Raw genomic sequence first — 24,781 nt, 5'->3', positions numbered from 1 at the left:
CCCGGTTCCTGATTTACGCTATGCTGAAGCCTGCAGCGCGATGAACAAGGAACTGTAATGAAAATCTCCCGCCTCGGCGAAGCGCCGGATTACCGCTTTTCGCTGGCTAACGAACGCACCTTTCTGGCGTGGATCCGCACGGCGCTCGGTTTTCTCGCCGCCGGCGTCGGCCTTGACCAGTTAGCGCCGGACTTTGCCACGCCGCTGATCCGTGAAATTCTTGCCCTGCTGCTGTGTCTCTTTGCCGGCGGCATGGCCATCTATGGCTATCTGCGCTGGCTGAATAACGAGAAAGCGATGCGTCTGAAACAGGACCTTCCCTATACCCGCACGCTGCTGGTGATTAGCATCCTGCTGTTGGCGGTGGTGGCCGCGGTGATGCTGCTGGTGGTGTATGGCGGATAAACGCCGGGCGCGGCGGGAAGGCGATCCGGGACTACAGCCAGAGCGCACCTCGCTGGCCTGGTTTCGCACTCTGTTGGGCTATGGCGCGCTGATGGCGCTGGCGATTAAACACAGCTGGCACCGCGCCGGCCTGCCGTTCTGGCTGTCGATCGGCGTGTTGGCGATAGTGGCGGTGATCCTCTGGGGCTATACCCGCCGTCGTCATCTGATGGACGTCGATGACAGCGATTTTTTTCAGCCGCGGGCGGTTCGTGACAAATTTTTGATCGCTCTCGCAGTACTTTCTCTGGCATTCCTGTTTGCTGTTACTCACCTTCAACCGATCGTTTTATTCATTAGGGATATGTCATGACAGGATGTCCGGCGAATTTGCCTCTCACTCATGCCCCCGGCCAGCAACATGACACTCCCTTTCAGGCTGTCGTGGTGGAGGCGCATCATTGCCATCAGCCGCAGGCGTTCTATGCACAACTGCGTCAACAGGGTCTCACCGCTATCCATTTTATTCCGCAGCTGGCGGCCGGCGACGCCGCGCTCTGGGGGGAGTTTCTCTGCACTGTCTTTCACCGCTGGGTGCGGGAAGATATTGGGCGCATCCATATTTTGCTGTTTAGTGAGACGCTGAGCGCCTGGTGCGGCGAGACGCTGACCCAGCCAGGCGCGCCAGCGGCCAACAGCACCTGCTACGGCTGCCCGTGGTTGCGCCTGTGCCGCTGCGGCGAACAGGAAGACCCGCTGTGCGCGGGTTACCGGCAGTTCTACGATCTTAGCGGGCCCTATATGCGAGTGATGCGGGACTTGCGCCGACAGCAGCGGCCGCCAGAGGCGCTGATGCCGCTGCTGCGCTGAAGATTAGCGCCCCTTCGCCAGATATTGCGCCATCTCCTCTTCCGGCACCATGCCGCCGCCGGTGGCCCACACCAGGTGGGTGGCCTGCTGCAGCTGTTGTTCACTCAGACCTTGTAGCTGATGGTACGCCTGGCTGGCGCAGACCCGCTGCGGCCCGGCCATTCCGGCCAGCGCGGACGGTTCAAGGCGAATGTTTTCCGCTGTCGCCAGCCAGCCCAGCATGTCGTACATCGTCTGATCATCAAGGGTATAGAACCCGTCGAGCAGGCGCTCCATTGCCCGGCCAACGAACCCGGACGCCCGGCCGACCGCCAGACCGTCGGCGGCGGTCAGGTTATCAATGCCTAAATCCTGCACCGCTATCTGGTCGTGGAGCCCGGTATAGACGCCGAGCAGCATGCAGGGCGAGTGGGTCGGTTCGGCGAACAGGCAGTGAACGTGGTCGCCGAAGGCCAGCTTCAGGCCGAATGCCACGCCGCCGGGGCCGCCGCCAACGCCGCACGGCAGGTAGACGAACAGCGGGTGATCGGCATCGACCACGCGCCCTGCTTTGGCAAACTGCGCCTTCAGGCGCTCGCCGGCTACGGCATAGCCGAGGAACAGCGTGCGCGAGTTTTCATCATCAATGAAAAAGCAGTTCGGGTCGGATTCCGCTGCCTTGCGCCCCTGTTCGACGGCGACGCCGTAGTCCTCTTCGTACTCAACGACCGTCACGCCGTGGCTGCGCAGTTTGGCTTTTTTCCACGCCCGGGCATCCGCCGACATATGTACCGTAACCTTAAAGCCGATGCGCGCGCTCATGATGCCGATCGACATCCCGAGGTTGCCGGTGGAGCCGACAGCGATGCTGTACTGGCTGAAGAACTGTTTAAATTCCGGTGTCAGCAATTTGCGATAATCATCTGCGGTGGTGAGCAGTCCGGCCTCCAGCGCCAGCTTTTCCGCATGGGTCAACACTTCATAAATCCCGCCACGCGCCTTAATGGAACCCGAAATCGGCAGGTGGCTGTCTTTTTTCAGCAGCAGATCGCCGCTAATCGGCTGGCCGAACTTTTGCTCAAGGCTGCGTTTCATTGCCGGAATGGCAACCACTTCCGATTCGATAATCCCGCCGCTGGCGGCCGTTTCCGGGAAAGCTTCCGCCAGATAGGGCGCGAAGCGCTGAAGGCGGGCATGGGCGTCTTGCACATCGTTGGCGGTTAGACCGACGTAGGGTAACCCTTGTGCCAGCGTGGTGGTGGCCGGGTTAAACCAGGTGGTTTCTTTCAGAGCGATCAGATCCTGCACAAGCGGGAAGGTCGCGGTTAATTGGGTCAGGTCAGCGTTTTTCATATTACGTCTCGTTCGCTTAGATGATGAAAGAAAGCAGGAAGGTGGCGGCGAGTGCAAGTAAAGAAGCGATAAATGTCGCTGTCGTGTAGTACTTGAACGTTTCGCTGAGGCTGGCGCCGCAGTACTGTTTTACCAGCCAGAACAGGGAATCGGTGACGATCGTGCAGCCAATGGCGCCGGAACCGATGGCAATGGCGATGATCTCCGGGCTTACGCCAGGATAAAGCGGCAGCATCGGCGCAACGATGGCGGTAGCGCCCATCATCGCCACGGTAGCAGAGCCGACGGCGGCGTGCAGGATAAGCGCCACCAGCCAGGCCAGCAGAATCGGATGCATATCGAGGTTCGACAGGATCACCGCCAGGCTATCGGCCAGGCCGCTGGATTTCAAAATCGCGTTGAACGCGCCGCCGGCGCCGATAATCAGCAGAATGTTGGCGATCGACCCAAAGCCGTTTTCAGTATGAGTCAGCAGGACGCCCATCCCCATCTGCCGACGAATACCGAGAATGTAATAAGCGACAAAGACGGCAATAAACATCGCGGTGATGGGGTTGCCGATAAATTCCAGCACTGTATACAGCGTGCCGCCTTGCGCCATATTCAGTTCAGCGACGGTTTTCACCAGCATCAGCCCAATCGGTAACAACACGGTAAATAGCGTAGCGCCGAGCGAGGGCAGCGTCGATTCTTCGCGTACGTCGAGGTTGGAAAACTCGGCTGGCACAGGTTTAAACGGCAGGCGGTTGCCGAGCAGCCTGAGGAACAGCGGGCCGCCGACCAGCGAGGCGATCAGACCGACCAGCAGGCCATAGACGATAACCGTCCCGATATCGGCGCCCAGTTTATTCGCCACGAACAGCGCAGCCGGATGCGGCGGCACCACGCAATGCACCGCCATCAGGGCCGTACACAGCGGAATAGCCAGCTTCAGCAGCGAGGTATTGGTTTTTTTAGCGATGGAGAACGCCAGCGGGATCAGCAGCACCACGCCGACTTCGACAAACAGGGTAATACCGCAGATCAGGCCGACCAGCACCATAATCACGTCCGCCGACAGCCAGCGGCAGCGCTGCAGCGTCAGGCCGATGCGCTCCGCCGCGCCGGAGACTTCCATCATCTTGCCGAGGATGGTACCGAGACCGATCACCGCCGCCAGGAAGCCCAGCGTGCCGCCGATGCCGCTCTCAATGGCGTTGACCATCTCCAGCGGGCCCATCCCCATCATCGCCCCGACGAAAAAGCTCGCCAGCAGCAGCGCCAGAAACGGATGAAACTTCAGTTTGACGATCGTTAAGACGATTAACACGATGCTAATCAGCAGCGTGCTCACAACCCAGATTTGCGATTCCATACCCCACCTCGCCGTAAGTAACGTGTGGTTATTGAACAGAAACTCGGCATGGGCTGACAAACGATATAAATGGCCTTTCAGGTGAGCCAAATTTAATCAAAAAGGTGATTTAGCTCTAAAAGCGACCTATGAATATGCTATGGGTCAAATTAATTCATCCTTGAGCGGAAGTTCTTGCATTATTTTTTTATCATCCAGATCCCCTTTTTTGCCAGGAGCGCATAATGGATGTACTCAAAACCTTAGGTACCCGGTTGCTCAACGGCTGGCAACTCTCCAGGCTGTCGACGTTTGAGGTGGCGGCGCGGCACGAGTCGTTCGCCCTGGCCGCAGACGAGCTGGCGCTCACCCCAAGCGCCGTCAGTCACCGGATTAATCAGCTGGAAGAGGAGCTGGGGATCCAGCTCTTTGTCCGCTCGCACCGCAAAGTGGAGCTGACGCGAGAAGGGAAGCGCGTTTACTGGGCGCTGAAGTCGTCGCTGGATGGCCTCAATCAGGAGATTCTGGACATCAAAAACCAGGAGCTCTCTGGCAGCCTGACGGTCTATTCGCGCCCGTCGATAGCCCAATGCTGGCTGGTGCCGGCGCTGGGGGATTTCACTCACCGCTACCCGGCCATCTCGCTGACTGTGCTGACCGGCAACGATAACGTCAACCTGCAGCGGGCGGGTATCGATCTGGCAATCTATTTTGATGATGCGCCGTCGTCGCAGCTGAGCCATCATTTTCTGATGGATGAGGCGATCGTGCCGGTATGTACGCCGAATTACGCCCGCCAGCTGCAGTTAACGTCAAATCCTGCCAATCTGCGCCACTGTACGCTGCTTCACGATCGCCAGGCATGGAGCAATGATTCCGGCACCGATGAATGGTTCAGTTGGGCACAGCAATTTGGAATTGAATTGCCGCAATCGTCGGGCATTGGCTTCGATCGTTCTGATTTAGCGGTGATTGCGGCGATGAATCATGTGGGGGTAGCGATGGGGCGTAAACGGCTGGTGCAGCAGCGGCTGGAGAGCGGCGAGCTGATTGCGCCTTTTGGCGACATGACGCTGAAATGCCATCAGCATTATTACGTGACGACCCTGCCGGGCCGTCAGTGGCCGAAAATCGACGCTTTTATCGAATGGCTGCACAGCCTGACCTGAAAATGAGCCGGGCTACCCCTCTGTGTTGTTGGCCAGGGCGGGTAAGGCGTGAGCCGCCACCCGGCAAAATGGCGGCGCTGCGCTTGCGCGGGCCTACAGTCCGGTAGCCCGGATAAGGCGTCAGCCGCCATCCGGGGAACGACCGCCGCGCTTATACCGGCTGCTGATGGTGGGTGAAGCGCGAGGCCAGCGGCAGCCAGCACAGCAGAATCAACAGGCCCATCAGCATCATCAGCAGGCCGAGGCTGCCCTGACCGGTTTGCGGCATCATCGCCGACAACCAGGCCAGCACGCCGGAGCCGATATTCTGCAAGCCGCCCACCAGGGCCCCGGCGGTTCCGGCGAGAAACGGGAACGGCTCCATCGCGCCGCTGGTGGCCAGCGGGAATAACATCCCGGCGCCGAAGAAGAACAGCGCCGCCGGCACCAGCAGGGTCCAGACGGTCATGATGCCCAGCAGTCCAGGGATCCACATCATCAAACCTGCCAGCAGGCAGCAGATCACCGACTGCCACATCAGCGTCGGGAAACGCTTGTTCGGCCGGCCGGCAAACCACGCGCCGAAGAACGCCGCCGGGATCGGCAGAATAAACAGAATACTCACCGCCATGCTGCTCAGGCCGAGCACCGCGCCCATCAGCACCCCGGAACAGGCTTCGAACACCGCAATCCCGGCCAGGCCGCCGATCAGCATCAGCAGATAGCAGTTAAACGCCCCGGTACCGAACAGCGTTTTGTAGCTGGTCAGGAGTTTGGTGCGTGGCGCCCCTTCCGGGCGCGTTTCCGGCATCCACTTCGCCATGCTGAAGGTCACGCCCGCGCACAGCACCAGCAAGAAGGCGTAGCAGGCGCGCCAGCTCCACAGAGTGTCGAGGATGCCGCCGAGCAGCGGCGCAATCAGCGGGCTGACCAGAATACCCATATTTAACAGGCTATTGGCATGACGCAGCTGCGCGCCTTCGTACAGGTCGCGGGGCAGGGTGCGCGCCATTACGCCGCCGACCCCGGTGCCCATCCCCTGCATGGCGCTGGCGGCGATCAGCACCGGCAGGCTATGGGTGGTAATAGCTACCAGCGTCGCCAGCATAAAAATCGACATCCCGACGAGGATCACCGGACGGCGACCGACGCGGTCCGAGAGCGGGCCGTAGAACAGCTGTGAAATACCATAGGTCAGCAGATAGGCCGCCATCACGCTTTGTACCGCTCCTTCGCGGACGTTCAGCGCGACCGCCATGTCGGCGATGGCCGGAATATAAATGGTCTGCGCCATCTGGCCGACGGCCACCAGCAGTACCAGCATCAACAACAAATTGAAGTTCTTATGCCGTTTCATGTCGATGAATACTTTGCGAGTAAAGAGAAATAAAGAATATGTGACTGGCACATCCCGTAAACGATGGAGGAATCTACCATATTAAAATGACAGGACAACTGCAAAGCGCCGATTGTTGAGGGAATTCCAGGCAGATTATGTAAACAGGAACGGCAACTAATGTTGCCATTTCAGGCTACGCCAGGCGCAGGAGGATCGCCCCGGCGGCAATCCCGCAGGCGGCCACGATGCGCAGCGGCATCAGTTGTTCTTTCAGAACGATAAAGGCGATCAGCGCGCCGAACAGAATGGAGGTTTCACGTAGCGCGGCGACCACCGCCAGCGGGGCCTGGGTCATCGCCCATAGTGCCAGGCCGTAGGAGCCCATGGTGCCGACACCGCCGAGGATGCCCTTTTTCCAGTGCTGACGTAAATAACGACTGGCCTCTCGCCGTCGCGCCACCATGGCCCAGCACAGCAGGCAGAAACCGTTCATAAAAAAGGTCCACAGGGTGTAGCCTAGCGCCGAGCCCGCCAGCCGGACGCCGGTGCCGTCCACCAGTGTATATCCCGCGATAAAGCAGGCGTTGATGAGCGCCAGCACGATGCCTTTGCGGGAGCTAACGCTGCCGTGAAAGGCCATCGCCAGAATCGCCAGGCAGATAACGCCGATGCCCAGCCAGGCCAGCGGCGACAGACGATCGCCTAGGAACAGCACGCTTATCGCCGCGACCAGCAGCGGCGCGGTGCCGCGCATCAGCGGGTAGGTCTGGCTCATATCCGACACCTGATAGGTCTTCGCCACCAGCACCGTATACACCACCTGTAACGCGCACGACGCCAGCAGATAGGGGGCGCTGGCAAGCGCGGGCTGCGGGGCAAAGGGCAGCATCACCAGGGCGATCAGCGCGGCCGAGCCGCTGACGCCGATCGCCGCGTACATTTTATCGCCGCTGGCTTTGACGATAGCGTTCCAGCTGGCGTGCAGCAGGGCGGCGAACAGCAAAATGCAGAATACGGTGAGGGTCATCGCAGACAGGTTCAACAGTGAAGGTCACCGGAATGTAACACGCGCCCGCGCTGCCTGCCAGCGGGGGGGGTTAAAGCGAACAAAACAGGCGATGTGTCACCCGCGGTTCATCGTACACCGGGCGAAAACCAAGCCTTTCATAAAAGGGCCAGGCCTGCGCCGGGGCATGGGTGTTAAGAAAATCGAACCAGGCGCTGGAGTGGGTAATGACCGAGACCAGCAGCTGCTGGCCGATGCCCCGGCGACGGTAACGTTCGCTAATGTAGAGATGGCGAATGCGCCCAACCCGTGGCTGCGGACTGAAGGGATCGCTATTGATGCCGCATACCCCTACCAGCTGGTGGTTGACGAAGGCGCCCAGCAGCGTTTCGCCCGGCGCGTTAAAGCGGTTTTTGCCGCTCTGCCAGTTTTCCGCCAGGCGGCGCAGCATGTTGAAATGCTGTTCAAGGCTTTCAGTGCGCAGCGCAACGAACCCCGGATCGTCCGGCGTTGTGGCGGCAATTAACAGGGGTGGCATAGTTTCCTCCATCAAGTCATCCCGGGACGCCCGGCGGGCGCCTGCAGGGGGGCGGTTTCCCGCCCCCCTCAGGTGCGACTTGAACCTGAATCAGCGGAACTGTTTCAGGACTGCATCAAGTAGTTGCAACACAGCAACCATGAGTTTCAGGATTAAAATAATAATATCCATTCCGCCCATACGCGCGTCTCCTGTGGTTAAGGAGCACAATAAGCTGACGTACCTTTCCGCTGCCCGTTGCCAGCTTATCCCTGCCTGTCGCCGGCGGCGTCTGCCCTGGCCGATAGTTCATCCTTTCCATGAACGGCTTCCCGGCCCGCCGCCTGCAACGACAGGGGTGCGCAGCGCTGAGCCACGCGTTGCCGCGCGGGCCAGTGACTGCACGTTGTTGACGTAACACAGTGTGCTCTCTCGGGGTTAAGGCACTGACGGCACCACCCGTTTCAGCCAGGACTTCGTTGCGCCGGTCAAACTTGCGGCCCCCGAATGGCACAAAGTGAACACACCCAGTATAGATAAATACTGTATGGATGAACAGTATTTTTTGGACAAATACGCCCCTCTCATCCATACTCTATGACAGAGAAAAACCGACCTTAAATTGCGCGAACTGCAGCGATCGCGTATACTTTTGGCGTTGACGTAATACAGTGTGCTTGCGGCTACCACCTGTAACCATGCTGATAAAAACCTCGCTCCGGCGGGGTTTTTTGTTTTCTGCCCTTTTGCGCCGAATTGTGATCTTTCACGCAAATTATCGTGGATGAAAATAAATCCATTGTGAAATCGTAAAACCTGTGTTTGTATAAATTCAGCTTATTTTTCGACACAACAGGTCCCTAATGAACGCAACCCTGATCGCTTCGACCCTACTAAAAACCGCGCCAGCCGCGGTGGTCGTCGTGTCTGTGGTGGTCGTCGTCGGCAACGCGCCGTAGGGTCCGGAACAACACGAATTCCAAACCCCGCCGGCGCAAACCGAGCGGGGTTTTTTGTTGGCGAGCCCCCCGGAAAAGTCGGCCCAGAATAAAAGGACTGGAGCATGGCAAGTTCGGGCACCACATCAAACACAATGCGCTTTACCGGCGCGCAGCTGGTTGTTCATTTACTGGAACGCCAGGGCATCACTATGGTCAGCGGCATCCCGGGCGGTTCTATCCTGCCCATCTACGATGCCTTGAGCCAGAGCACGCAGATCCGCCACATCCTGGCGCGCCACGAGCAGGGCGCGGGTTTTATCGCTCAGGGGATGGCGCGAACCGAAGGCAAACCCGCAGTCTGTATGGCCTGTAGCGGCCCTGGCGCCACCAACCTGATTACGGCGATCGCCGATGCCCGCCTCGATTCAATCCCGCTGGTCTGCATCACCGGCCAGGTGCCGGCCTCCATGATCGGCACCGACGCTTTCCAGGAAGTGGACACCTACGGCATCTCTATCCCCATCACCAAGCATAACTACCTGGTGCGCGACATCGCCGAGCTGCCGCAGGTGATCAGCGACGCCTTCCGTATTGCCCAGTCCGGGCGTCCCGGGCCGGTGTGGATAGACATTCCTAAGGACGTACAGGCGGCGACCATTGAGCTGGAAACGTTGCCAGAGCCGGGCGAGCGCGCCCCGGCACCGGCCTTCACGCCTGAAAGCGTGCGTGAGGCGGCGGCAATGATTAACGCGGCGAAACGGCCGGTGCTGTATCTGGGCGGCGGGGTGATTAACGCGCCGCAGCCGATTCGGGACCTGGCGGAAAAAGCCAACCTGCCGACCACCATGACCTTGATGGCGCTGGGGATGCTGCCGAAGGCGCATCCGTTGTCGCTGGGGATGCTGGGCATGCACGGCGCGCGCAGCACCAACTTTATTCTGCAGGAAGCGGATTTACTGATTGTTTTAGGCGCGCGTTTTGATGACCGGGCGATTGGCAAGACCGAGCAGTTCTGCCCGAACGCGAAGATTATCCACGTCGATATCGACCGCTCTGAGCTGGGTAAAATCAAGCAACCGCACGTCGCGATTCAGGGCGATGTGGCGGAAGTCTTAGCCCAGCTCATCCCGCAGATTGAGGCGCAGCCGCGCGACGAGTGGCGCCAGCTGGTGGCCGATTTGCAGCGTGAATTCCCCTGCGCCATCCCGCAGGAAAGCGACCCGCTCTCCCATTACGGCCTGATTAACGCCGTGGCCGCCTGCGTTGACGATGAGGCGATCATCACCACCGATGTGGGTCAGCATCAGATGTGGACAGCGCAGGCCTACCCGCTCAACCGTCCGCGCCAGTGGCTGACTTCCGGCGGCCTCGGCACCATGGGCTTCGGCCTGCCGGCGGCCATCGGCGCGGCGCTGGCGAATCCGCAGCGCAAGGTTATCTGCTTCTCCGGCGACGGCAGCCTGATGATGAATATTCAGGAGATGGCTACCGCCGCCGAAAATCAGCTGGATGTCAAAATTATCCTGCTGAACAACGAAGCGCTGGGGCTGGTGCACCAGCAGCAGAGCCTGTTTTATCAGCAGGGCGTGTTCGCCGCCACCTATCCGGGGATGATTAACTTTATGCAGATTGCCGCCGGTTTTGGCCTGCAAACCTGTGATTTAAATAACGAAGCCGATCCGCAGGCGGCGCTGCAGGCGATTATCGACCGTCCGGGGCCGGCGTTGATCCACGTGCGTATCGACGCACAGCAGAAAGTGTATCCGATGGTACCGCCGGGTGCGGCCAATACTGAAATGGTGGGGGAATAAGCCATGCAAAAACAATGTGATAACGTCATTCTGGAACTCACCGTCCGCAACCATCCCGGCGTCATGACCCACGTTTGCGGGCTATTTGCCCGTCGGGCGTTTAACGTCGAAGGCATTCTCTGTCTGCCAATTCAGGGCAGTGAACACAGCCGCATCTGGCTGCTGGTAAATGATGACCAGCGATTGGGGCAGATGATTAGCCAGATTGAAAAGCTGGAAGATGTCACCAAAGTGGCGCGTAACCAGTCCGATCCCACCATGTTTAACAAAATTGCGGTGTTCTTCGAGTAAATCGCGCAAGGCTTGAACGGTAAGGTGCTTATGGTTAAGGTAAGCGCCTTTGCCGGATGGCGCTGCGCTTATCCGGCCTACAGGGAGTGGATCCGTAGGCCGGATAAGGCGTTTACGCCGCCATCCGGCGCTTTCAGGCACCAGGAAACACCATGACTACCATCGCCCTTATTGACGATCATTTGATTGTCCGCTCCGGCTTTGCTCAGCTGCTGGGGCTGGAAGCTGATTTTCAGGTTGTCGCTGAATTTGGTAGCGGCCGCGAGGCGCTGACGGGGCTACCGGGGCGCGGCGTACAGGTCTGTATCTGCGATATCTCCATGCCAGATATTTCCGGGCTGGAGCTGCTCAGCCAGTTGCCGAAGGGGATGGCGACCATCATGCTGTCGGTACACGACAGCCCGGCGCTGATCGAGCAGGCGCTGAACGCCGGCGCGCGCGGCTTCCTGTCGAAACGCTGCAGCCCGGATGAACTGATCGCCGCGGTCCGCACGGTGGCGGCGGGTGGTTGCTATCTCACGCCGGATATCGCCATGAAGCTGGCCGCCGGGCGCCAGGATCCGCTCACCAAACGCGAACGCCAGGTGGCGGAAAAGCTGGCGCAGGGCATGGCGGTGAAAGAGATTGCCGCCGAGCTCGGCCTGTCGCCGAAAACCGTTCACGTTCACCGCGCCAACCTGCTGGAAAAACTGGGCGTCAGCAACGACGTTGAGCTGGCGCGCCGCATGTTCGATAGCTGGCAATGAAGGCTGTCGTCTCACGATTGCTGTCGGTCATCGGCTGCGCCTTTATCTTCGCGGCCGCCTGGTTCTGCCTGTGGAGCATCAGTCTGCATCTGGTGGAACGCGCGGATTTAGCGGTGTTGCTGTTTCCCTTTGGCCTGCGTTTAGGGCTGATGCTGCAATGCCCGCGTGGCTACTGGCCGGTGCTGCTGGGCGCCGAGTGGCTGCTTATCTTCTGGCTGGCGCAGGAGGTGGCGCTGGCGCACCCGATAATTTTGATGACCGGAAGTCTGCTGACTCTGCTGCCGGTGGCATTGATTTCACGCTATCGCCAGCAGCGAGACTGGCTGACATTGTTGCGCCAGGGCGGGGCGCTGATCGCCGCCTCGCTGCTGCAATCGCTGCCGTGGCTGGCGCAAGAAGGCAGTGAGGGACTGACCGCGCTGTTGTTGACGTTGACCGGCGGTCTGACGCTGGCGCCGACCTGCCTGGTTATCTGGCACTATCTTACCAGTACCGTCTGGAGGCCACTGGGGCCCGCGCTGGTCTCGCAGCCGATTAACTGGCGCGGTCGGCATCTGATCTGGTACCTGCTGTTATTCACCATTAGCCTGTGGCTGCAGCTTGGGCTGCCCGCCGAGCTCTCCCGCTTTACCCCATTTTGCCTCGCGCTGCCGATTATTGCCCTCGCCTGGCACTACGGCTGGCAGGGGGCGCTGATCGCCACCCTGATGAACGCGATTGCGCTGATTGCCAGCCAGACCTGGCACGATCACCCGGTCGATCTATTGCTTTCGCTGCTGGCGCAGAGCCTCACCGGGCTGCTGCTGGGGGCGGGGATCCAGCGATTGCGCGAGCTTAACCTGTCGCTACAGAACGAGCTGGCGCGAAATCGGCGGCTGGCGGAACGTCTGCTGGAGACCGAAGAGAGCGTGCGGCGCGACGTGGCGCGCGAGCTCCATGATGATATTGGCCAGACTATCACGGCAATTCGCACCCAGGCGGGGATCGTGCAACGGCTGGCGCCGAATAACGCCAGCGTGCGCCAGAGCGGCCAGCTGATAGAACAGCTGTCGCTGGGAGTTTACGACTCGGTGCGTAGACTGCTAGGCCGTCTGCGTCCGCGTCAGCTCGACGACCTGCCGCTGGAGCAGGCAGTACGTTCGTTGATGCGCGAGATGGAGCTGGAGGACCGCGGCATTGTCAGCCATCTCGACTGGCGGATTAACGAGGCGGGACTGAGCGAGAACCAGCGTGTGACGCTGTTTCGCGTTTGCCAGGAGGGGCTGAATAATATCGTCAAGCACGCCAGCGCCAGCGCTGTTACCCTGCAGGGCTGGCAGCAGGATGAGCGACTAATGCTGGTGCTGGAAGATGACGGTTGCGGCCTGCCGCCGGGGTCGAATCTGCAGGGGTTCGGCCTGACCGGCATGCGCGAACGTGTGACCGCGCTGGGCGGTACGTTAACTATCTCCTGCACACACGGTACCCGCGTGTGCGTCAATCTACCGCTGCGTTACGCCTGAGAGGAGCGCCGATGTTTGCCTTTTTAAAAGCGCCGCCGGACGCCGCGCCAGTTAGCGATAAACGCGAGCTGGACGAGCGTTATCGTTACTGGCGTCGACATATTCTGCTCACTATCTGGCTTGGCTACGCGCTGTTTTATTTCACCCGCAAAAGCTTTAATGCCGCGGTGCCTGAAATTCTTGCCAGCAATGTGCTGACTCGTAGCGATATTGGCCTGCTGGCCACGCTGTTCTATATCACGTACGGGCTGTCGAAATTTTTCTCCGGTATCGTTAGCGACCGCTCCGACGCCCGCTATTTTATGGGCCTGGGGCTTATCGCTACCGGGGTGGTGAATATTCTGTTCGGTTTTTCCACCTCGCTGTGGGCTTTTGCGCTGCTGTGGGCGTTGAATGCCTTCTTCCAGGGCTGGGGCTCTCCGGTCTGCGCCCGGCTACTGACGGCCTGGTATTCGCGGACCGAACGCGGCGGCTGGTGGGCGCTATGGAATACCGCGCATAACGTCGGCGGCGCGCTGATCCCGATGGTAGTGGGGGCGGCGGCGCTGCACTACGGCTGGCGTGCAGGGATGACGATTGCCGGCTGTCTGGCGATCCTCGCCGGGTTGTATCTGTGCTGGCGGCTGCGCGATCGCCCGCAGGCGGTGGGGTTACCCGCCGTGGGCGACTGGCGTCACGATGCGCTGGAAATCGCCCAGCAGCAGGAGGGGGCCGGGCTGACGCGCAAAGCGATCCTGACCCGCTACGTGCTGGCCAATCCCTATATCTGGCTGCTGTCGCTGTGCTATGTGCTGGTGTACGTGGTGCGGGCGGCGATTAACGACTGGGGTAATCTGTATATGTCGGAGACGCTCGGCGTCGATCTGGTGACCGCTAACTCGGCGGTGACCATGTTTGAGCTGGGCGGTTTTATCGGCGCGCTGGTGGCGGGCTGGGGCTCGGATAAGCTGTTTAACGGCAACCGTGGGCCGATGAATCTGATTTTCGCCGCCGGAATTTTGTTGTCGGTTGGCGGCCTGTGGCTGATGCCGTTTGCCAGCTACGTCATGCAGGCGGCTTGCTTCTTCACCACCGGGTTCTTCGTCTTCGGCCCGCAGATGCTGATCGGCATGGCGGCGGCGGAATGTTCGCATAAAGAAGCCGCCGGGGCGGCAACCGGGTTTGTCGGCCTGTTCGCTTATCTTGGCGCCTCGCTTTCCGGCTGGCCGCTGGCGCAGGTGATGGATATCTGGCACTGGACCGGATTCTTCGTGGTGATTGCGATTGCCGCCGGCATTTCCGCGCTGCTGCTGCTGCCGTTTTTAAACGCGCAGGCGCCGCGTACCGCCAGCGAAGCGTGATGTAGCTCACCCTTTGGCCGCGAACGGAGCAAAACTAAGAAATTTTCCCGGTTTCACCTGGACGCCGTCTCAGGCCAGACGGCGCGCTGGTTTTTACAATGCCTGGTTATGACGCAGGCATAAAAAATCAGCTCAGGAGATACCCATGCTGGCCTTTCTGAATCAGGTGCGCAAGCCGACCCTGGATCTGCCGCTCGATGTGCGGCGCAAAATGTGGTTCAAACCTTTCATGCAGTCCTATCTGGTGGTCTTCATTGGCTACCTGACCATGTACCTGATCCGCAAGAACTTTAACATCGCGCAGAATGACATGATCTCCACCTATGGGTTGAGCATGACGCAGCTGGGGATGATTGGCCTGGGCTTCTCCATCACCTACGGCGTGGGCAAGACGCTCGTGTCTTATTATGCCGACGGTAAAAACACCAAGCAGTTCCTGCCGTTTATGCTGATCCTCTCCGCCATCTGTATGCTGGGCTTTAGCGCCAGCATGGGCGCGGGCTCCACCAGCTTGTTCCTGATGATCGCCTTCTATGCGCTGAGCGGCTTCTTCCAGAGCACCGGCGGCTCGTGCAGCTATTCCACCATCACCAAGTGGACGCCCAGACGCAAACGCGGCACCTTCCTCGGCTTCTGGAATATCTCCCACAACCTCGGCGGCGCGGGCGCGGCGGGCGTGGCGTTGTTTGGCGCCAACTATCTGTTCGACGGCCATGTGATCGGCATGTTTATCTTCCCGTCGATTATTGCGCTGATCGTCGGCTTTATTGGCCTGCGCTACGGTAGCGACTCGCCGGAATCCTATGGCCTCGGCACGGCGGAAGAGCTGTTTGGCGAAGCGATCAGCGAAGAGGACAAAGAGACCGAAGAAAATGCGATGACCAAGTGGCAGATCTTTGTTGAGTACGTGCTGAAAAACAAAGTGATCTGGCTGCTGTGCTTCTCCAACATCTTCCTCTACGTGGTGCGTATCGGTATCGATCAGTGGTCCACCGTGTATGCCTTCCAGGAGCTGAAGCTGTCTAAAGAGGTGGCGATTCAGGGCTTTACCCTGTTTGAGGTCGGCGCGCTGGTCGGCACGCTGCTGTGGGGCTGGTTGTCGGATCTGGCCAACGGCCGCCGCGCGCTGGTGGCTTGCATCGCGCTGGCGCTGATTATCGCCACCCTCGGGGTTTACCAACACGCCAGCAACCAGTACGTCTATCTGGCCTCGCTGTTTGCGCTGGGCTTCCTGGTGTTTGGTCCGCAGCTGCTGATCGGCGTCGCCGCCGTCGGCTTTGTGCCGAAAAAAGCGATCGGCGCCGCCGATGGAATCAAGGGCACTTTCGCCTATCTGATCGGCGATAGCTTCGCCAAGCTGGGTCTTGGGATGATCGCCGACGGCACGCCGGTCTTCGGCCTGACCGGCTGGGCCGGCACCTTTGCGGCGCTGGACGCCGCCGCCATCGGCTGTATCTGCCTGATGGCCATTGTGGCTATCTTTGAAGAGCGTAAAATTCGCCGCGAGAAAAAGAACCGTATTTTGCAGACTGCCTGATTTACCAGGTATTTGGTAACCTTGCCCGGCCATTGCGCCGGGCTTTTTTATTGTTCTTGCTGGCTGGATTGCAGGAGTAGCTCCCGCAGCCACTGCTGCGCCGGGTCATGATGGTTACGCTCGTGCCAGGCCATGCTTTTGGTGAAACCCGGGATCGTCAGCGGCGGTGGGGCTATTTTCATGCCGCTGGCTCTTTTCGCCAGTCGGCGCGGTACCACGGCGATCATGTCGCTCACCGCCAGTATTTCCGGCAACACCAGGAAACTGCTCACCGACAATCCCACCCGCCGGGTTCGACCAAGCGCCGCCAGCGCGTCGTCGGTCACGCCGCGAAAGCTATCGCCCTGCCATGAAACCAGCACATGTTCCAGCGCACAGAAGCGGTCGAGCGTCAGCGGCTGGCTGGCCTGCGGATGGTCTTCGCGCATCAGACAGACATAGTCTTCCTGATACAGCGCCCGGCTGTGCAGCGCCGGCGGCGTATCGTGGGGCGTCAATAGCGCAATATCCACTTCACCACGTTCGGACTGTGCCAGCAGCGTGGCCGGTGATTCGGGAATGATGCGCACGCGGATACCCGGCGCCAGTGGCTTCAGCGCGGCGATAAATGGCACGATCACTGCTTTCAACGCATAATCCGTCGCGGCGATGGTCCAGGTAAAATTGGCTTCCAGCGGCTCGAAGATGGCGGGTTGCAGTAGGGTTTCAGCATCGATCAGCAGCTGCTTTACCGGAGCCGCCAGCGCCTGAGCGCGCAGCGTCGGCACCATACCGTGCGGGGCGCGGATAAACAGCGGGTCATTAAAGGCGTCGCGCAGGCGGGTGAGCATGCCGCTGACCGCCGGCTGGGTGAGCGCCAGCCGCGCTGCCGCCCGGGTGACGCTGCGCTCATCGAGCAGCGCATCCAGGGCTTTCAGCAGGTTGAGATCGAGGTTTCTGATATCAGATTTCATGATAGCTATCCGCAAACGCGATAAGTCACATTATGGTATGCCCGGTAGTCGACAGCAGGCAAATTCCCATTATGATAGTGAGGCTGCGATTGGATGAGAGGATGCATGATCTGGATAGGACTGGCCACCCTGGTAGTGGTATTTGTTGTGGGATTTCGGGTGCTTACCTCTGATTCACGCCGCGCGATTCGTCGCCTGAGCGAACGCCTTGGCATAACGCCTGTTCCGCTGGAATCGATGATCGATCAGTTGGGAAAAACCGCCGGTAATGAGTATTTGCGCTACCTGGAGCGGCCGAATGAAGCGCATCTGCAGAACGCCGCACAGGTACTGCTGATCTGGCAGACCGCTATCGTCGATGCCAGCGAAAAAAACCTGCATTACTGGTATCGCCTGATGCAAAAAGCGCGTTTAGCGGCGCCGATTACCGACGCGCAAATTCGTCTTGCGCAAGGGTTTCTGCGCGAGCTGGATCCGGATGCAAGCGATTTGCATAACCTACAGCAGCGTTATAACGCGCTGTTTCTGCCGGAAGACGGCGTGCACTGGCTGCACTGATATCATAATTGCTTATGTGTATTATCAAGGATGGTGATTCGATTTATATCACTCACCGACGCATGATTAACCTCGTTAAAACAATCGTTCACGAGGTTAATCATGAAACAGCCCCTGCTGCAAAGCGCCATCGTCTGGCCGGAAGAGTATCTGCCAGGCACGACCGACAATTTTGCCTCTAATGAAATTATCGTCAGCGGCCTGACGGCAGCTCAGATATGGGCGCAGCTCGATGACACCACGCTGTGGCCGGGCTATTACAGCAACGTTGCCGATATCCATTTCCATGACGGCAGCGGCCCGACCCTCAGCGCCAACGCCCGTTTCCGCTTCAGCACCTTCGGCTTCCCGATTGAGGCGCAGATTACAGAGTATGTACCTCCCGCTGCCGGGCAGGCGGCGCGCGTAGCCTGGCACGGCTGGGCGGAAGGGGATGCAACGACGCGTCTTGATGTGATCCACGCGTGGCTATTTGAAGATTTGCCCGGCGGGCGCGTACGTATCCTCACCCAGGAGTCGCAAAAAGGCGTTCCGGCGCAGGAGTTGGCGCGTACCTTGCCCAATCCGATGATTAACGGTCACCAGGAGTGGATCTGCGGGCTGGTGAAATCGGCTCGCGGTGAGTAAATCCGAGTGCCGGATGGCGGCTGCGCCTTATCCGGCCTACGGTTTCCGCACTCGTCACTTGTAGGCCGGATAAGCGTAAGCGCCATCCGGCAGAATGGCGAAGGCTATATTCTCAGGCTATCCCTTTGTATCATGCCGTGAAAAGCGATGAGAGTTGTGAAAACGTTAAATTCGTCACAAACAAAATGTTACACTGCGCGGCTTTCAGCCACTTTCTTCGCAGGTCACTCATGAGTCATTCAAATGAAGCCAAACCCCATGCACGCGAGCTGGCGCGACCAAACTGGTCGGCGGTTTTCGCGGTTGCTTTCTGCGTTGCCTGCCTGATTACCGTCGAATTTCTACCGGTCAGTCTGCTGACGCCGATGGCGCTGGATTTAGGCATCTCCGAAGGGATGGCCGGGCAGTCGGTGACGACGACGGCATTCGTAGCGATGTTCTCCAGCCTGTTTATCACCTCCATCATTGGCAAAACCGATCGCCGCTACGTGGTGATCCTGTTTTCGCTGCTGCTGACCCTTTCCTGCCTGCTGGTATCGTTTGCCGATAGCTTCACCCTGCTACTGCTGGGGCGCGCCTGTCTGGGCCTGGCGCTCGGCGGTTTCTGGGCGATGTCGGCCTCGCTGACCATGCGGCTGGTGCCGATGCGCGTGGTGCCGAAAGCGCTATCGATTATTTTCGGCGCGGTATCAATCGCGCTGGTGATCGCCGCCCCATTGGGCAGTTTCCTTGGCGGGCTTATCGGCTGGCGCAACGTCTTTAACGGCGCGGCGGTGATGGGCGTGCTGTGTACGCTCTGGGTGCTGAAAGCGCTGCCGTCGCTGCCCGGTGAATCGGCTTCTCAGCAGCAAAATATGTTTGGTCTGCTGAAGCGTCCGGGGGTGATGGCCGGGATGTGTGCCATTTTCATGGCCTTTGCCGGGCAGTTCGCCTTCTTTACCTATATACGTCCGGTGTACATGACCCTCGCCGGGTTTGATGTCGACGGCCTGACGCTGGTGCTGCTGAGCTTTGGTATCGCCAGCTTTATCGGCACCTCGCTCTCCTCGGTGCTTCTCAAGCGTTCGGTAAAAGCGGCGCTGGCGATCGCGCCACTGGTACTGACCACCTGCGCGGTGGCGCTGGTGCTGTGGGGAGAAAGCAAAATCGTCGCCTCGACGGTGGCGATTATCTGGGGCTTCGCGTTTGCGCTGATCCCGGTGGGGTGGTCAACGTGGATCACCCGTTCGCTCTCCGATCAGGCGGAAAAAGCCGGGTCGATTCAGGTGGCGGTGATCCAGCTGGCCAACACCTGCGGCGCCGCGGTCGGCGGCGTGGCGCTCGACCACTTAGGGCTGCTGTCGCCGCTGGTGTTGTCAGGAATATTAATGCTGTTTACCGGGTTGCTGGTGGCGACCAAAGTGAAGGTGAATCCACCCGCTTAAGGCCGCTCGCCTTTTGCCAGCCGGCACTACCGCGGGTACGGCGCCTGACCGCCCGGCGGCGCTGCGCTTGCCGGGCCTACGGGTGGTATCCCGCAGGCCTCCTCAGTCGTAGCCCGGCTAAGCGTAGCGCCAGCCGGGAACGCTCCTTCGACAACGCTATCGCATCAGAACCACGCCTCAAACATTCCACCGACGTTCAGTGAATCCAGCTGCTGGTCCTGGGTGCCGTTAACCTTCGCGGTATGCTCGTTGTCCACCTGGCCGCCGGTCACGTAGAAGCGCAGCATCGGACGGAACTCCGGCCCCATGCCGATGGCGATGTTCTGCGACAGCGTCAGCTTCCAGCCGTGGTTATCCCCGCCCTGGTCGTAATCCACGCGCTGGTAGCCCGCTTCCAGCCAGGTGGAGTGCACGTCGTTCCAGAAGTACATTGGCCGCACGATGGCGCCGTAGTTTTTACGGTTGTCGGTGTTGTCCTTGCCGTTGTCGTAGTCGTGGAAGGCCAGCAGGTATTCGATCTGCGCCTGCTGGGTGAACTTATGGCTGCCCTCGAAGCTGGCGTAGACCGTGGTCAGGTCGTCGGTTTTGTTATAGACGCTGTTATCCGAGTTGTCGGAATAGCGCAGGATCACCTTGTTCACCCCGCTGTCGTTGGTGTGGCTCAGCACCAGCCCGCCCTGCCAGGCTTCGAGACGCGCGTCGCTGTCCACCGCCTTTGAGTCAAAGCCGTAGTTGGCGTACACCTCGACGTCGATCGGCCCGGCCTTGATGTTGTGGGTTTTGGTGGTCAGCGCGTAGTGGCCGTTATCGCCGGTATCGGAGCTGCCGGTACAGGTGATGCGCGACGGGTTGGTCTCATCGGCCATCACTTCCGGACTACAGGATTTCACCTGCGAGACCGTCGCCACGTCGAACTGCACGCCGCCGATATCAAAGTTCTTCACCCCGGCGCCCTGGCCGTCGTGGTTCATCCAGAAGTAGTCGTTGATCCCCTGTTGCGGACGCTGGTGGAAGTCGCGGCCGGCCCAGATATAGGCGTTGGGGTTGGATTCCAGCACGTTGGTGACGCCGACGTAGGCCTTCTTCAGGTTAACTTCGTCGCTCCAGTGGTCGAACATCACGTTAAGATCCCAGATAGCCCCCTGCGCGCTTTTGAAGGCCTTGCTGATCTGGAATTCGCCGCCGTTGCTTTCGTTGCCGAGACGGCCGATCGCCGAGGCGCCGTTATAGGAGCCGTCGACGCCGACATATTTCTGGTCGCCGGTCTGGAAATGGGCGCCATAGCGGGCATAGCCGCTGAACTTGAGGCCGAACGGAATGGCCATATCCGGCGAGGCGGCGGTGGTCTGCGGGTTGGTGATCACGTCGACCTTTTTGTTGGCCGCGGCGTCGATTTTCGCCTGGCGGTCGGCCAGCGCTTTATCAACGGCTTTGGCAACGATGGCGTCGATCTGTTCCTGCGTAAATTCTTGCGCCATGAGAGAAATTGGGCACAGCGCGGCGACAACCGCCATGGCTAAAGGCAGTTTTTTCACAGTATTCATGGTTATCTCGCTTTAATAATTAATATATTTCAGATAATAACCATCCCATTCTGGCTAAAATAAATAACCAAAATAAGCTGATTTGTTTTTTAGGGTACAGCGACGCCGGAGAATAATATTCTCGCTGACGTTATTCCATATTAATTAACGCTGGTACAGATGGATTAATTCTTCTGAGAACTCACGGGCCAGCAGCGAGTTCATCAGATGATCCTGGGCATGTACCATAATCAGCGTCATAGGCTGACGCGCTTCACCGGCATCCTGCTCGATGAGCTGGGTCTGCATCTGATGCGCCCGGCGGGCGTAGCCGTCGGCCTCATTTAAGAGTAAGCGCGCTTCGTCGATATTTCCGGTTCGGGCCGCATGCAACGCTTCAAAACATAATGAGCGTGACTGTCCCGCATTAACGATAATTTCCATTACCGCATCTTCTAATTCAATCATGTGTATTCCTGAGGTATTTATTATTTAATAATGCAGTGAAAGTCCATTTTCTGCATTATTACGCTGTCATCTTATTATCTCTCCGGAAGGGGAGGGATTAGCTAACGGTTTCTGCCACCGGAACGCTATTTTTGGCTTTCTCAACTTCGGTTTTCATTAAGGAACGTTCATAGGCGCGCAGGAACGGCAGGTAAATGACCGCCGACATCACCATGCAGATAACGCACATCACCACCGGACTCAGGGTCCAGTTGGCCGCCCACGACGCGCCAATCGGTGCCGGCGTGGTCCACGGCGTCAGCGACACCACCTGGCTCAGCCAGCCAAGACGCGTCGCGCCGTAAGCCAGCACCGCGTTGACCATCGGCACGCAGACGAAGGGGATAAACATCATCGGGTTCATGATGATTGGCGCCCCGAACAGAATCGGCTCGTTGATATTAAAGAAGCTCGGCACAATGCCCATCTTGCCGATGGTGCGCAGATGCGTGGCCCGGCTACGCAGCAGCAGGAAAGCCAGCGGCAGGGTCGAACCGACGCCGCCAATCAGCAGATAGTGATCCCAGAAGCCCTGCAGATAGACGTGCGGCAGCACCGTACCCGCCGCCAGCGCCGCCTGGTTTGCCGACAGGTTGGCCATCCAGAACGGGTTCATAATGCCGGTAACAATCAGTGAGCCGTGGATCCCGGCGAACCAGAAAATCTGGCACATCAGAACGGAGAGCAAAATCGCCGGCAGCGAGTCGGAGGCGGAAACCAGCGGCTCCAGCAGATGCATGATCGCCTGCGGCAGGATCATCCCGGTCTGCGCTTCGATAAACAGGTTCAGCGGATGCAGAGTCGCAATGACCACCAGCACCGGGATCAGGATTTCAAACGAACGGGCGACGCCGGTGGGGACCTCTTTCGGCAGACGAATCGTAATGTTGTTTTGCTTCAGCCACGCATAAACGCGGGTGGAGTAGATGGCGGTGATCAGCGCGGTGAAAATGCCCTGACCGGACAGATACTGAGTGGAAATTTTGCCATCGGCATAAGGCGCGGCGACCAGCAGGAAGGCCATAAACGCCAGCAGACCGGACATTACCGGATCGAGCTGAAACTGACGACCGAGGCTGGCGCCAATGCCGACCGAGATAAAGAAGGTCATCACGCCCATGCTGAGGTTAAACGGCAGCATCAGCTGTTCGCGGTAGTGCTGGGAGAAATCAAGCCAGCCGCGGGCAAAGCCGTTGGTGGTATCGGGTGAAAACGGCGGAAAGATAAATACCAGCATGAAAGAGCCGATGATCATAAACGGCAAGGCGGCAGTGAAGCCATCGCGGATCGCGATAACGTATTTCTGCTGCCCAAGGCGTCCTGCCAGCGGAGTAATAGATTGCTCGATCACGGCAATCATGGACTGATACAGAGAACTCATTTCAACACCTCTCAGTGCGCCGCTGGGATCAGCGACAGAGCATAATTCAGGACGTTGTCTCCCCGCTGCATACCGTAGTCCATCGTATCGATGGGCTGAACGGGAATGTTCAGGGAAGCCGCTTTGTCAGACAGGGTTTTCAACATGTATTTCACCTGGGGGCCAAGCAACACCACCTGATACTGCGGAAACTGCATGTCAAATTCGGAAACGCCATAGGCATCAATCTGCACCGGCAGGTCACGTTCATTCGCCGCCTCCACCATCTTTCTGACCAGCAGACTGGTGGACATCCCGGCAGAGCAGCACAGCATAATCTTGTACATCGACGACCATCCTCAAAATGTAAAAAGTTATTGCGTGGATGATTTGATATCAGACGGAAACCGGTTTCCATTCATAAAAAGCAGAACTGTGATAGTGGTCAAGATCTCCTGCTTATGGGGCGGATTTATTGGATTTCGCTCACATTATTCTGTCGATTTGGCGATGTTTTGCGCTGAAATGGAAAATCGGTTTCCAAACAAATGGTGAAATGGATATACTGCGCTGGTCACAATTGAAGCGATTCAGGTTTACAGGATTTTGGCGGGACGCGGCGCCCGCGCAGGGGAAAATGATGTCGACAATCAATGATGTTTCACGACTTGCCGGGGTTTCCAAAGCCACGGTGTCGCGAGTGTTGAGCGGCTCACGTGGCGTGAAGGAAGCCAGTCGTCAGGCGGTGCTGCAGGCGGCGGAAGCGCTCAATTACCGGCCAAACATGATAGCCCAGTCGTTGCTCAGTCAGTCCACCGGCTGTATCGGCGTCATCTGCGCCCAGGACAACATCAACCAAACCACCAGCTATCTCTACGCCCTGGAAAAACAGCTCAGCCAGCACCAGAAGCACCTGCTGCTGCGCTTCGCCAACACCAGCAACGGCGTGATGAGCTCGCTGGAGGAGTTGACCTGCGGGTTGTGCGATAACGTGCTGATCATCGGCGCGCGTTTTCCCCTGAATATTAACCGCCCGGACGTGGTGCTGGTGGACTGCCTCGACAGCGAGGGCGACAACAGCATTCAGTTCGATCATGCCTTCGCTGCCGAAACCGCCTGCCACTATCTGATTAGCCAGGGCAGACGGCAGATTGCGCTGATTCATCCGCAGAGCAGCGGCTTTGCCGATCAGGTGCTGCTGGGCTACAAGCACGCGCTGGAAAAAAACTTTTTGCCGTTTAATCGCAACCTGGTGTTTCTGGATAACACCTCGCCGTCGGTGGCGGTCCAGGAGCTGGTCAATAACGCCACGACGCTGAACTTTAACGCGCTGCTGGTGAGCGATGAGCAGCAGGCGCAGCGCGTGGTGCCGCAGCTGCAGGCGTTTAACCGCGCCGTTCCGCAAAATGTGATGGTGTTTAGCCTCGCCGGATCGTTACAGCTGCCCGGTATCCCCACCATTCCGGCCATTGAATATTCCATGGACGCGATGGCGTCGCGGATCGTCAACTGGCTGACCGAGAAAACGGACAACCCGGGCGGCAGCCCGCTGCGCGGCGATTTAATTATTCCGAAGCACTGAACACCGCTCTTGCCCTGACCCGCCGCCGTTGGCTGCGGGTTTTTTGCTGGCTGGTTTTTGTCGTATCCCTCACATTATAAATAAAACTCATATCTGACGCCGGGTTTTCGAACCGGACAGCCTGCGTGACCTGCCTTAAGTTGAGTACGA

General features: G+C 58.9%; 27 protein-coding genes and 1 pseudogene. 16 read left to right on the top strand and 12 right to left on the bottom strand.

The features are described 5' to 3' along the window. The first annotated feature begins 57 nt into the window (after positions 1 to 57). The 3 genes from N438_RS18955 to N438_RS18945 all read left to right on the top strand — a co-directional run bounded on the left by N438_RS18955 (position 58) and on the right by N438_RS18945 (position 1,254). Complete coding sequence (locus N438_RS18955) at positions 58 to 405, top strand: DUF202 domain-containing protein (protein WP_002923305.1); 348 nt, start codon at positions 58 to 60, stop codon at positions 403 to 405. Further along, positions 395 to 757, top strand: a complete 363-nt coding sequence (locus N438_RS18950) for a DUF202 domain-containing protein (RefSeq protein WP_012967012.1) — start codon at positions 395 to 397, stop codon at positions 755 to 757. Before N438_RS18955 ends, N438_RS18950 begins: the two co-directional genes overlap by 11 nt. Before the next feature lie 74 nt (positions 758 to 831). Next, positions 832 to 1,254, top strand: coding sequence for a hypothetical protein (locus tag N438_RS18945; protein WP_032731525.1), 423 nt, complete (start codon positions 832 to 834; stop codon positions 1,252 to 1,254). 3 nt (positions 1,255 to 1,257) lie between these two features. On the opposite strand, the gene dsdA is transcribed toward N438_RS18945, so the two are convergent. Further along, on the bottom strand, positions 1,258 to 2,586 hold the full coding sequence (dsdA, locus tag N438_RS18940) for a D-serine ammonia-lyase (protein ID WP_049163550.1): 1,329 nt from the start codon (positions 2,584 to 2,586) through the stop codon (positions 1,258 to 1,260). Between the two features lie 16 nt (positions 2,587 to 2,602). Continuing rightward, a complete protein-coding gene (gene dsdX, locus N438_RS18935; protein ID WP_032741473.1) occupies positions 2,603 to 3,940 on the bottom strand; it encodes a D-serine transporter DsdX in 1,338 nt (445 codons plus the stop codon). Between the two features lie 94 nt (positions 3,941 to 4,034). Between dsdX and N438_RS28305 the strand changes: the two are divergent. Together N438_RS28305 and dsdC are read left to right on the top strand one after the other, a co-directional pair. Then, positions 4,035 to 4,151: pseudogene (locus N438_RS28305) on the top strand (hypothetical protein); the annotation flags it as partial. Positions 4,152 to 4,164: 13 nt separating this feature from the next. Continuing rightward, entirely contained in the window at positions 4,165 to 5,088 is a 924-nt protein-coding gene (dsdC, locus tag N438_RS18930; protein ID WP_116696416.1) for a DNA-binding transcriptional regulator DsdC, read from the top strand. Positions 5,089 to 5,239: 151 nt separating this feature from the next. Here dsdC and emrD read toward each other — a convergent pair whose 3' ends face one another. From emrD to N438_RS28300, 5 genes are all read right to left on the bottom strand, one after another. After that, on the bottom strand, positions 5,240 to 6,424 hold the full coding sequence (gene emrD / locus N438_RS18925; RefSeq protein ID WP_012540264.1) for a multidrug efflux MFS transporter EmrD: 1,185 nt from the start codon (positions 6,422 to 6,424) through the stop codon (positions 5,240 to 5,242). A 175-nt stretch (positions 6,425 to 6,599) separates the two neighbouring features. Further along, positions 6,600 to 7,433 (bottom strand): DMT family transporter, encoded by an 834-nt coding sequence (locus N438_RS18920; protein WP_012967016.1) that lies wholly within the window; start codon positions 7,431 to 7,433, stop codon positions 6,600 to 6,602. A gap of 70 nt (positions 7,434 to 7,503) precedes the next feature. Continuing rightward, a complete protein-coding gene (locus N438_RS18915) occupies positions 7,504 to 7,950 on the bottom strand; it encodes a GNAT family N-acetyltransferase (protein ID WP_012540266.1) in 447 nt (148 codons plus the stop codon). Between the two features lie 90 nt (positions 7,951 to 8,040). Further along, positions 8,041 to 8,160 (bottom strand): type I toxin-antitoxin system toxin TisB, encoded by a 120-nt coding sequence (tisB, locus tag N438_RS18910; RefSeq protein ID WP_004145059.1) that lies wholly within the window; start codon positions 8,158 to 8,160, stop codon positions 8,041 to 8,043. Between the two features lie 452 nt (positions 8,161 to 8,612). Beyond that, a complete protein-coding gene (locus N438_RS28300) occupies positions 8,613 to 8,780 on the bottom strand; it encodes a hypothetical protein (RefSeq protein ID WP_162535969.1) in 168 nt (55 codons plus the stop codon). A gap of 12 nt (positions 8,781 to 8,792) precedes the next feature. Between N438_RS28300 and ivbL the strand changes: the two genes are divergently transcribed. From ivbL to uhpT, 7 genes are all read left to right on the top strand, one after another. Continuing rightward, the gene (ivbL, locus tag N438_RS18905; protein WP_002923286.1) at positions 8,793 to 8,888 is read left to right on the top strand and encodes an ilvB operon leader peptide IvbL; all 96 of its coding nucleotides are present in this window, start codon (positions 8,793 to 8,795) and stop codon (positions 8,886 to 8,888) included. Positions 8,889 to 8,992: 104 nt separating this feature from the next. Beyond that, a complete protein-coding gene (ilvB, locus tag N438_RS18900; protein ID WP_012540267.1) occupies positions 8,993 to 10,681 on the top strand; it encodes an acetolactate synthase large subunit in 1,689 nt (562 codons plus the stop codon). 3 nt (positions 10,682 to 10,684) lie between these two features. Further along, complete coding sequence (gene ilvN, locus N438_RS18895; protein ID WP_002923283.1) at positions 10,685 to 10,972, top strand: acetolactate synthase small subunit; 288 nt, start codon at positions 10,685 to 10,687, stop codon at positions 10,970 to 10,972. Between the two features lie 152 nt (positions 10,973 to 11,124). Beyond that, on the top strand, positions 11,125 to 11,718 hold the full coding sequence (uhpA, locus tag N438_RS18890; protein ID WP_002923282.1) for a transcriptional regulator UhpA: 594 nt from the start codon (positions 11,125 to 11,127) through the stop codon (positions 11,716 to 11,718). A 17-nt stretch (positions 11,719 to 11,735) separates the two neighbouring features. Then, complete coding sequence (gene uhpB, locus N438_RS18885; protein WP_163613483.1) at positions 11,736 to 13,220, top strand: signal transduction histidine-protein kinase/phosphatase UhpB; 1,485 nt, start codon at positions 11,736 to 11,738, stop codon at positions 13,218 to 13,220. Positions 13,221 to 13,231: 11 nt separating this feature from the next. Beyond that, complete coding sequence (locus N438_RS18880; protein WP_012967017.1) at positions 13,232 to 14,560, top strand: MFS transporter; 1,329 nt, start codon at positions 13,232 to 13,234, stop codon at positions 14,558 to 14,560. A 145-nt stretch (positions 14,561 to 14,705) separates the two neighbouring features. Then, positions 14,706 to 16,097: a hexose-6-phosphate:phosphate antiporter gene (gene uhpT, locus N438_RS18875; RefSeq protein ID WP_004202242.1), complete on the top strand. Its 1,392-nt coding sequence runs from the start codon at positions 14,706 to 14,708 to the stop codon at positions 16,095 to 16,097. Between the two features lie 47 nt (positions 16,098 to 16,144). Here uhpT and N438_RS18870 read toward each other — a convergent pair whose 3' ends face one another. Further along, a complete protein-coding gene (locus tag N438_RS18870) occupies positions 16,145 to 17,050 on the bottom strand; it encodes a LysR family transcriptional regulator (protein WP_022064559.1) in 906 nt (301 codons plus the stop codon). Positions 17,051 to 17,155: 105 nt separating this feature from the next. Between N438_RS18870 and N438_RS18865 the strand changes: the two genes are divergently transcribed. The 3 genes from N438_RS18865 to nepI all read left to right on the top strand — a co-directional run bounded on the left by N438_RS18865 (position 17,156) and on the right by nepI (position 19,659). Further along, positions 17,156 to 17,608, top strand: a complete 453-nt coding sequence (locus tag N438_RS18865; RefSeq protein ID WP_032691299.1) for a DUF1198 domain-containing protein — start codon at positions 17,156 to 17,158, stop codon at positions 17,606 to 17,608. A 102-nt stretch (positions 17,609 to 17,710) separates the two neighbouring features. Further along, positions 17,711 to 18,235, top strand: a complete 525-nt coding sequence (locus N438_RS18860) for a hypothetical protein (protein WP_016162009.1) — start codon at positions 17,711 to 17,713, stop codon at positions 18,233 to 18,235. Positions 18,236 to 18,465: 230 nt separating this feature from the next. Beyond that, on the top strand, positions 18,466 to 19,659 hold the full coding sequence (nepI, locus tag N438_RS18855) for a purine ribonucleoside efflux pump NepI (protein ID WP_032736569.1): 1,194 nt from the start codon (positions 18,466 to 18,468) through the stop codon (positions 19,657 to 19,659). A gap of 164 nt (positions 19,660 to 19,823) precedes the next feature. Here the strand turns inward: nepI and N438_RS18850 are convergent, their stop codons facing one another. The 4 genes from N438_RS18850 to N438_RS18835 all read right to left on the bottom strand — a co-directional run bounded on the left by N438_RS18850 (position 19,824) and on the right by N438_RS18835 (position 23,396). Further along, positions 19,824 to 21,203 carry a carbohydrate porin gene (locus N438_RS18850; RefSeq protein ID WP_116696415.1) on the bottom strand — a complete coding sequence of 460 codons (1,380 nt, stop codon included), beginning with the start codon at positions 21,201 to 21,203 and terminating at the stop codon, positions 19,824 to 19,826. 144 nt (positions 21,204 to 21,347) lie between these two features. After that, positions 21,348 to 21,650 (bottom strand): PTS lactose/cellobiose transporter subunit IIA, encoded by a 303-nt coding sequence (locus N438_RS18845; RefSeq protein ID WP_004205145.1) that lies wholly within the window; start codon positions 21,648 to 21,650, stop codon positions 21,348 to 21,350. Between the two features lie 97 nt (positions 21,651 to 21,747). Continuing rightward, positions 21,748 to 23,070 (bottom strand): PTS cellobiose transporter subunit IIC, encoded by a 1,323-nt coding sequence (locus N438_RS18840; RefSeq protein WP_008806769.1) that lies wholly within the window; start codon positions 23,068 to 23,070, stop codon positions 21,748 to 21,750. Positions 23,071 to 23,081: 11 nt separating this feature from the next. Further along, positions 23,082 to 23,396, bottom strand: coding sequence for a PTS sugar transporter subunit IIB (locus N438_RS18835; protein WP_004145041.1), 315 nt, complete (start codon positions 23,394 to 23,396; stop codon positions 23,082 to 23,084). 293 nt (positions 23,397 to 23,689) lie between these two features. Between N438_RS18835 and N438_RS18830 the strand changes: the two genes are divergently transcribed. After that, complete coding sequence (locus N438_RS18830; protein ID WP_032691298.1) at positions 23,690 to 24,631, top strand: LacI family DNA-binding transcriptional regulator; 942 nt, start codon at positions 23,690 to 23,692, stop codon at positions 24,629 to 24,631. Positions 24,632 to 24,781 lie beyond the last annotated feature (150 nt).

The organism is Klebsiella sp. GL120222-02, from assembly GCF_003097195.1.
GTDB classification, from domain to species: Bacteria; Pseudomonadota; Gammaproteobacteria; order Enterobacterales; family Enterobacteriaceae; genus Klebsiella; species Klebsiella variicola.
Note: the sequence above shows the minus strand (reverse complement) of the source record. Positions and strands in the feature narration are given on the sequence as shown.

What these genes read in the sequence shown, in the direction of transcription:
- uhpT (WP_004202242.1), top strand. Translation starts at nt 14,706, where the DNA reads ATGCTGGCCTTTCTGAATCAGGTGCGCAAGCCGACCCTGGATCTGCCG.
- dsdX (WP_032741473.1), bottom strand. Translation starts at nt 3,940, where the DNA reads ATGGAATCGCAAATCTGGGTTGTGAGCACGCTGCTGATTAGCATCGTG.
- dsdA (WP_049163550.1), bottom strand. Translation starts at nt 2,586, where the DNA reads ATGAAAAACGCTGACCTGACCCAATTAACCGCGACCTTCCCGCTTGTG.
- N438_RS18835 (WP_004145041.1), bottom strand. Translation starts at nt 23,396, where the DNA reads ATGTACAAGATTATGCTGTGCTGCTCTGCCGGGATGTCCACCAGTCTG.
- N438_RS18865 (WP_032691299.1), top strand. Translation starts at nt 17,156, where the DNA reads ATGATCTGGATAGGACTGGCCACCCTGGTAGTGGTATTTGTTGTGGGA.
- N438_RS18955 (WP_002923305.1), top strand. Translation starts at nt 58, where the DNA reads ATGAAAATCTCCCGCCTCGGCGAAGCGCCGGATTACCGCTTTTCGCTG.
- N438_RS18850 (WP_116696415.1), bottom strand. Translation starts at nt 21,203, where the DNA reads ATGAATACTGTGAAAAAACTGCCTTTAGCCATGGCGGTTGTCGCCGCG.
- N438_RS18920 (WP_012967016.1), bottom strand. Translation starts at nt 7,433, where the DNA reads ATGACCCTCACCGTATTCTGCATTTTGCTGTTCGCCGCCCTGCTGCAC.
- N438_RS18830 (WP_032691298.1), top strand. Translation starts at nt 23,690, where the DNA reads ATGTCGACAATCAATGATGTTTCACGACTTGCCGGGGTTTCCAAAGCC.
- N438_RS18880 (WP_012967017.1), top strand. Translation starts at nt 13,232, where the DNA reads ATGTTTGCCTTTTTAAAAGCGCCGCCGGACGCCGCGCCAGTTAGCGAT.
- ivbL (WP_002923286.1), top strand. Translation starts at nt 8,793, where the DNA reads ATGAACGCAACCCTGATCGCTTCGACCCTACTAAAAACCGCGCCAGCC.
- N438_RS18950 (WP_012967012.1), top strand. Translation starts at nt 395, where the DNA reads ATGGCGGATAAACGCCGGGCGCGGCGGGAAGGCGATCCGGGACTACAG.
- ilvB (WP_012540267.1), top strand. Translation starts at nt 8,993, where the DNA reads ATGGCAAGTTCGGGCACCACATCAAACACAATGCGCTTTACCGGCGCG.
- N438_RS18840 (WP_008806769.1), bottom strand. Translation starts at nt 23,070, where the DNA reads ATGAGTTCTCTGTATCAGTCCATGATTGCCGTGATCGAGCAATCTATT.
- dsdC (WP_116696416.1), top strand. Translation starts at nt 4,165, where the DNA reads ATGGATGTACTCAAAACCTTAGGTACCCGGTTGCTCAACGGCTGGCAA.
- emrD (WP_012540264.1), bottom strand. Translation starts at nt 6,424, where the DNA reads ATGAAACGGCATAAGAACTTCAATTTGTTGTTGATGCTGGTACTGCTG.
- N438_RS18860 (WP_016162009.1), top strand. Translation starts at nt 17,711, where the DNA reads ATGAAACAGCCCCTGCTGCAAAGCGCCATCGTCTGGCCGGAAGAGTAT.
- nepI (WP_032736569.1), top strand. Translation starts at nt 18,466, where the DNA reads ATGAGTCATTCAAATGAAGCCAAACCCCATGCACGCGAGCTGGCGCGA.
- N438_RS18845 (WP_004205145.1), bottom strand. Translation starts at nt 21,650, where the DNA reads ATGATTGAATTAGAAGATGCGGTAATGGAAATTATCGTTAATGCGGGA.
- N438_RS18915 (WP_012540266.1), bottom strand. Translation starts at nt 7,950, where the DNA reads ATGCCACCCCTGTTAATTGCCGCCACAACGCCGGACGATCCGGGGTTC.
- ilvN (WP_002923283.1), top strand. Translation starts at nt 10,685, where the DNA reads ATGCAAAAACAATGTGATAACGTCATTCTGGAACTCACCGTCCGCAAC.
- uhpA (WP_002923282.1), top strand. Translation starts at nt 11,125, where the DNA reads ATGACTACCATCGCCCTTATTGACGATCATTTGATTGTCCGCTCCGGC.
- N438_RS18870 (WP_022064559.1), bottom strand. Translation starts at nt 17,050, where the DNA reads ATGAAATCTGATATCAGAAACCTCGATCTCAACCTGCTGAAAGCCCTG.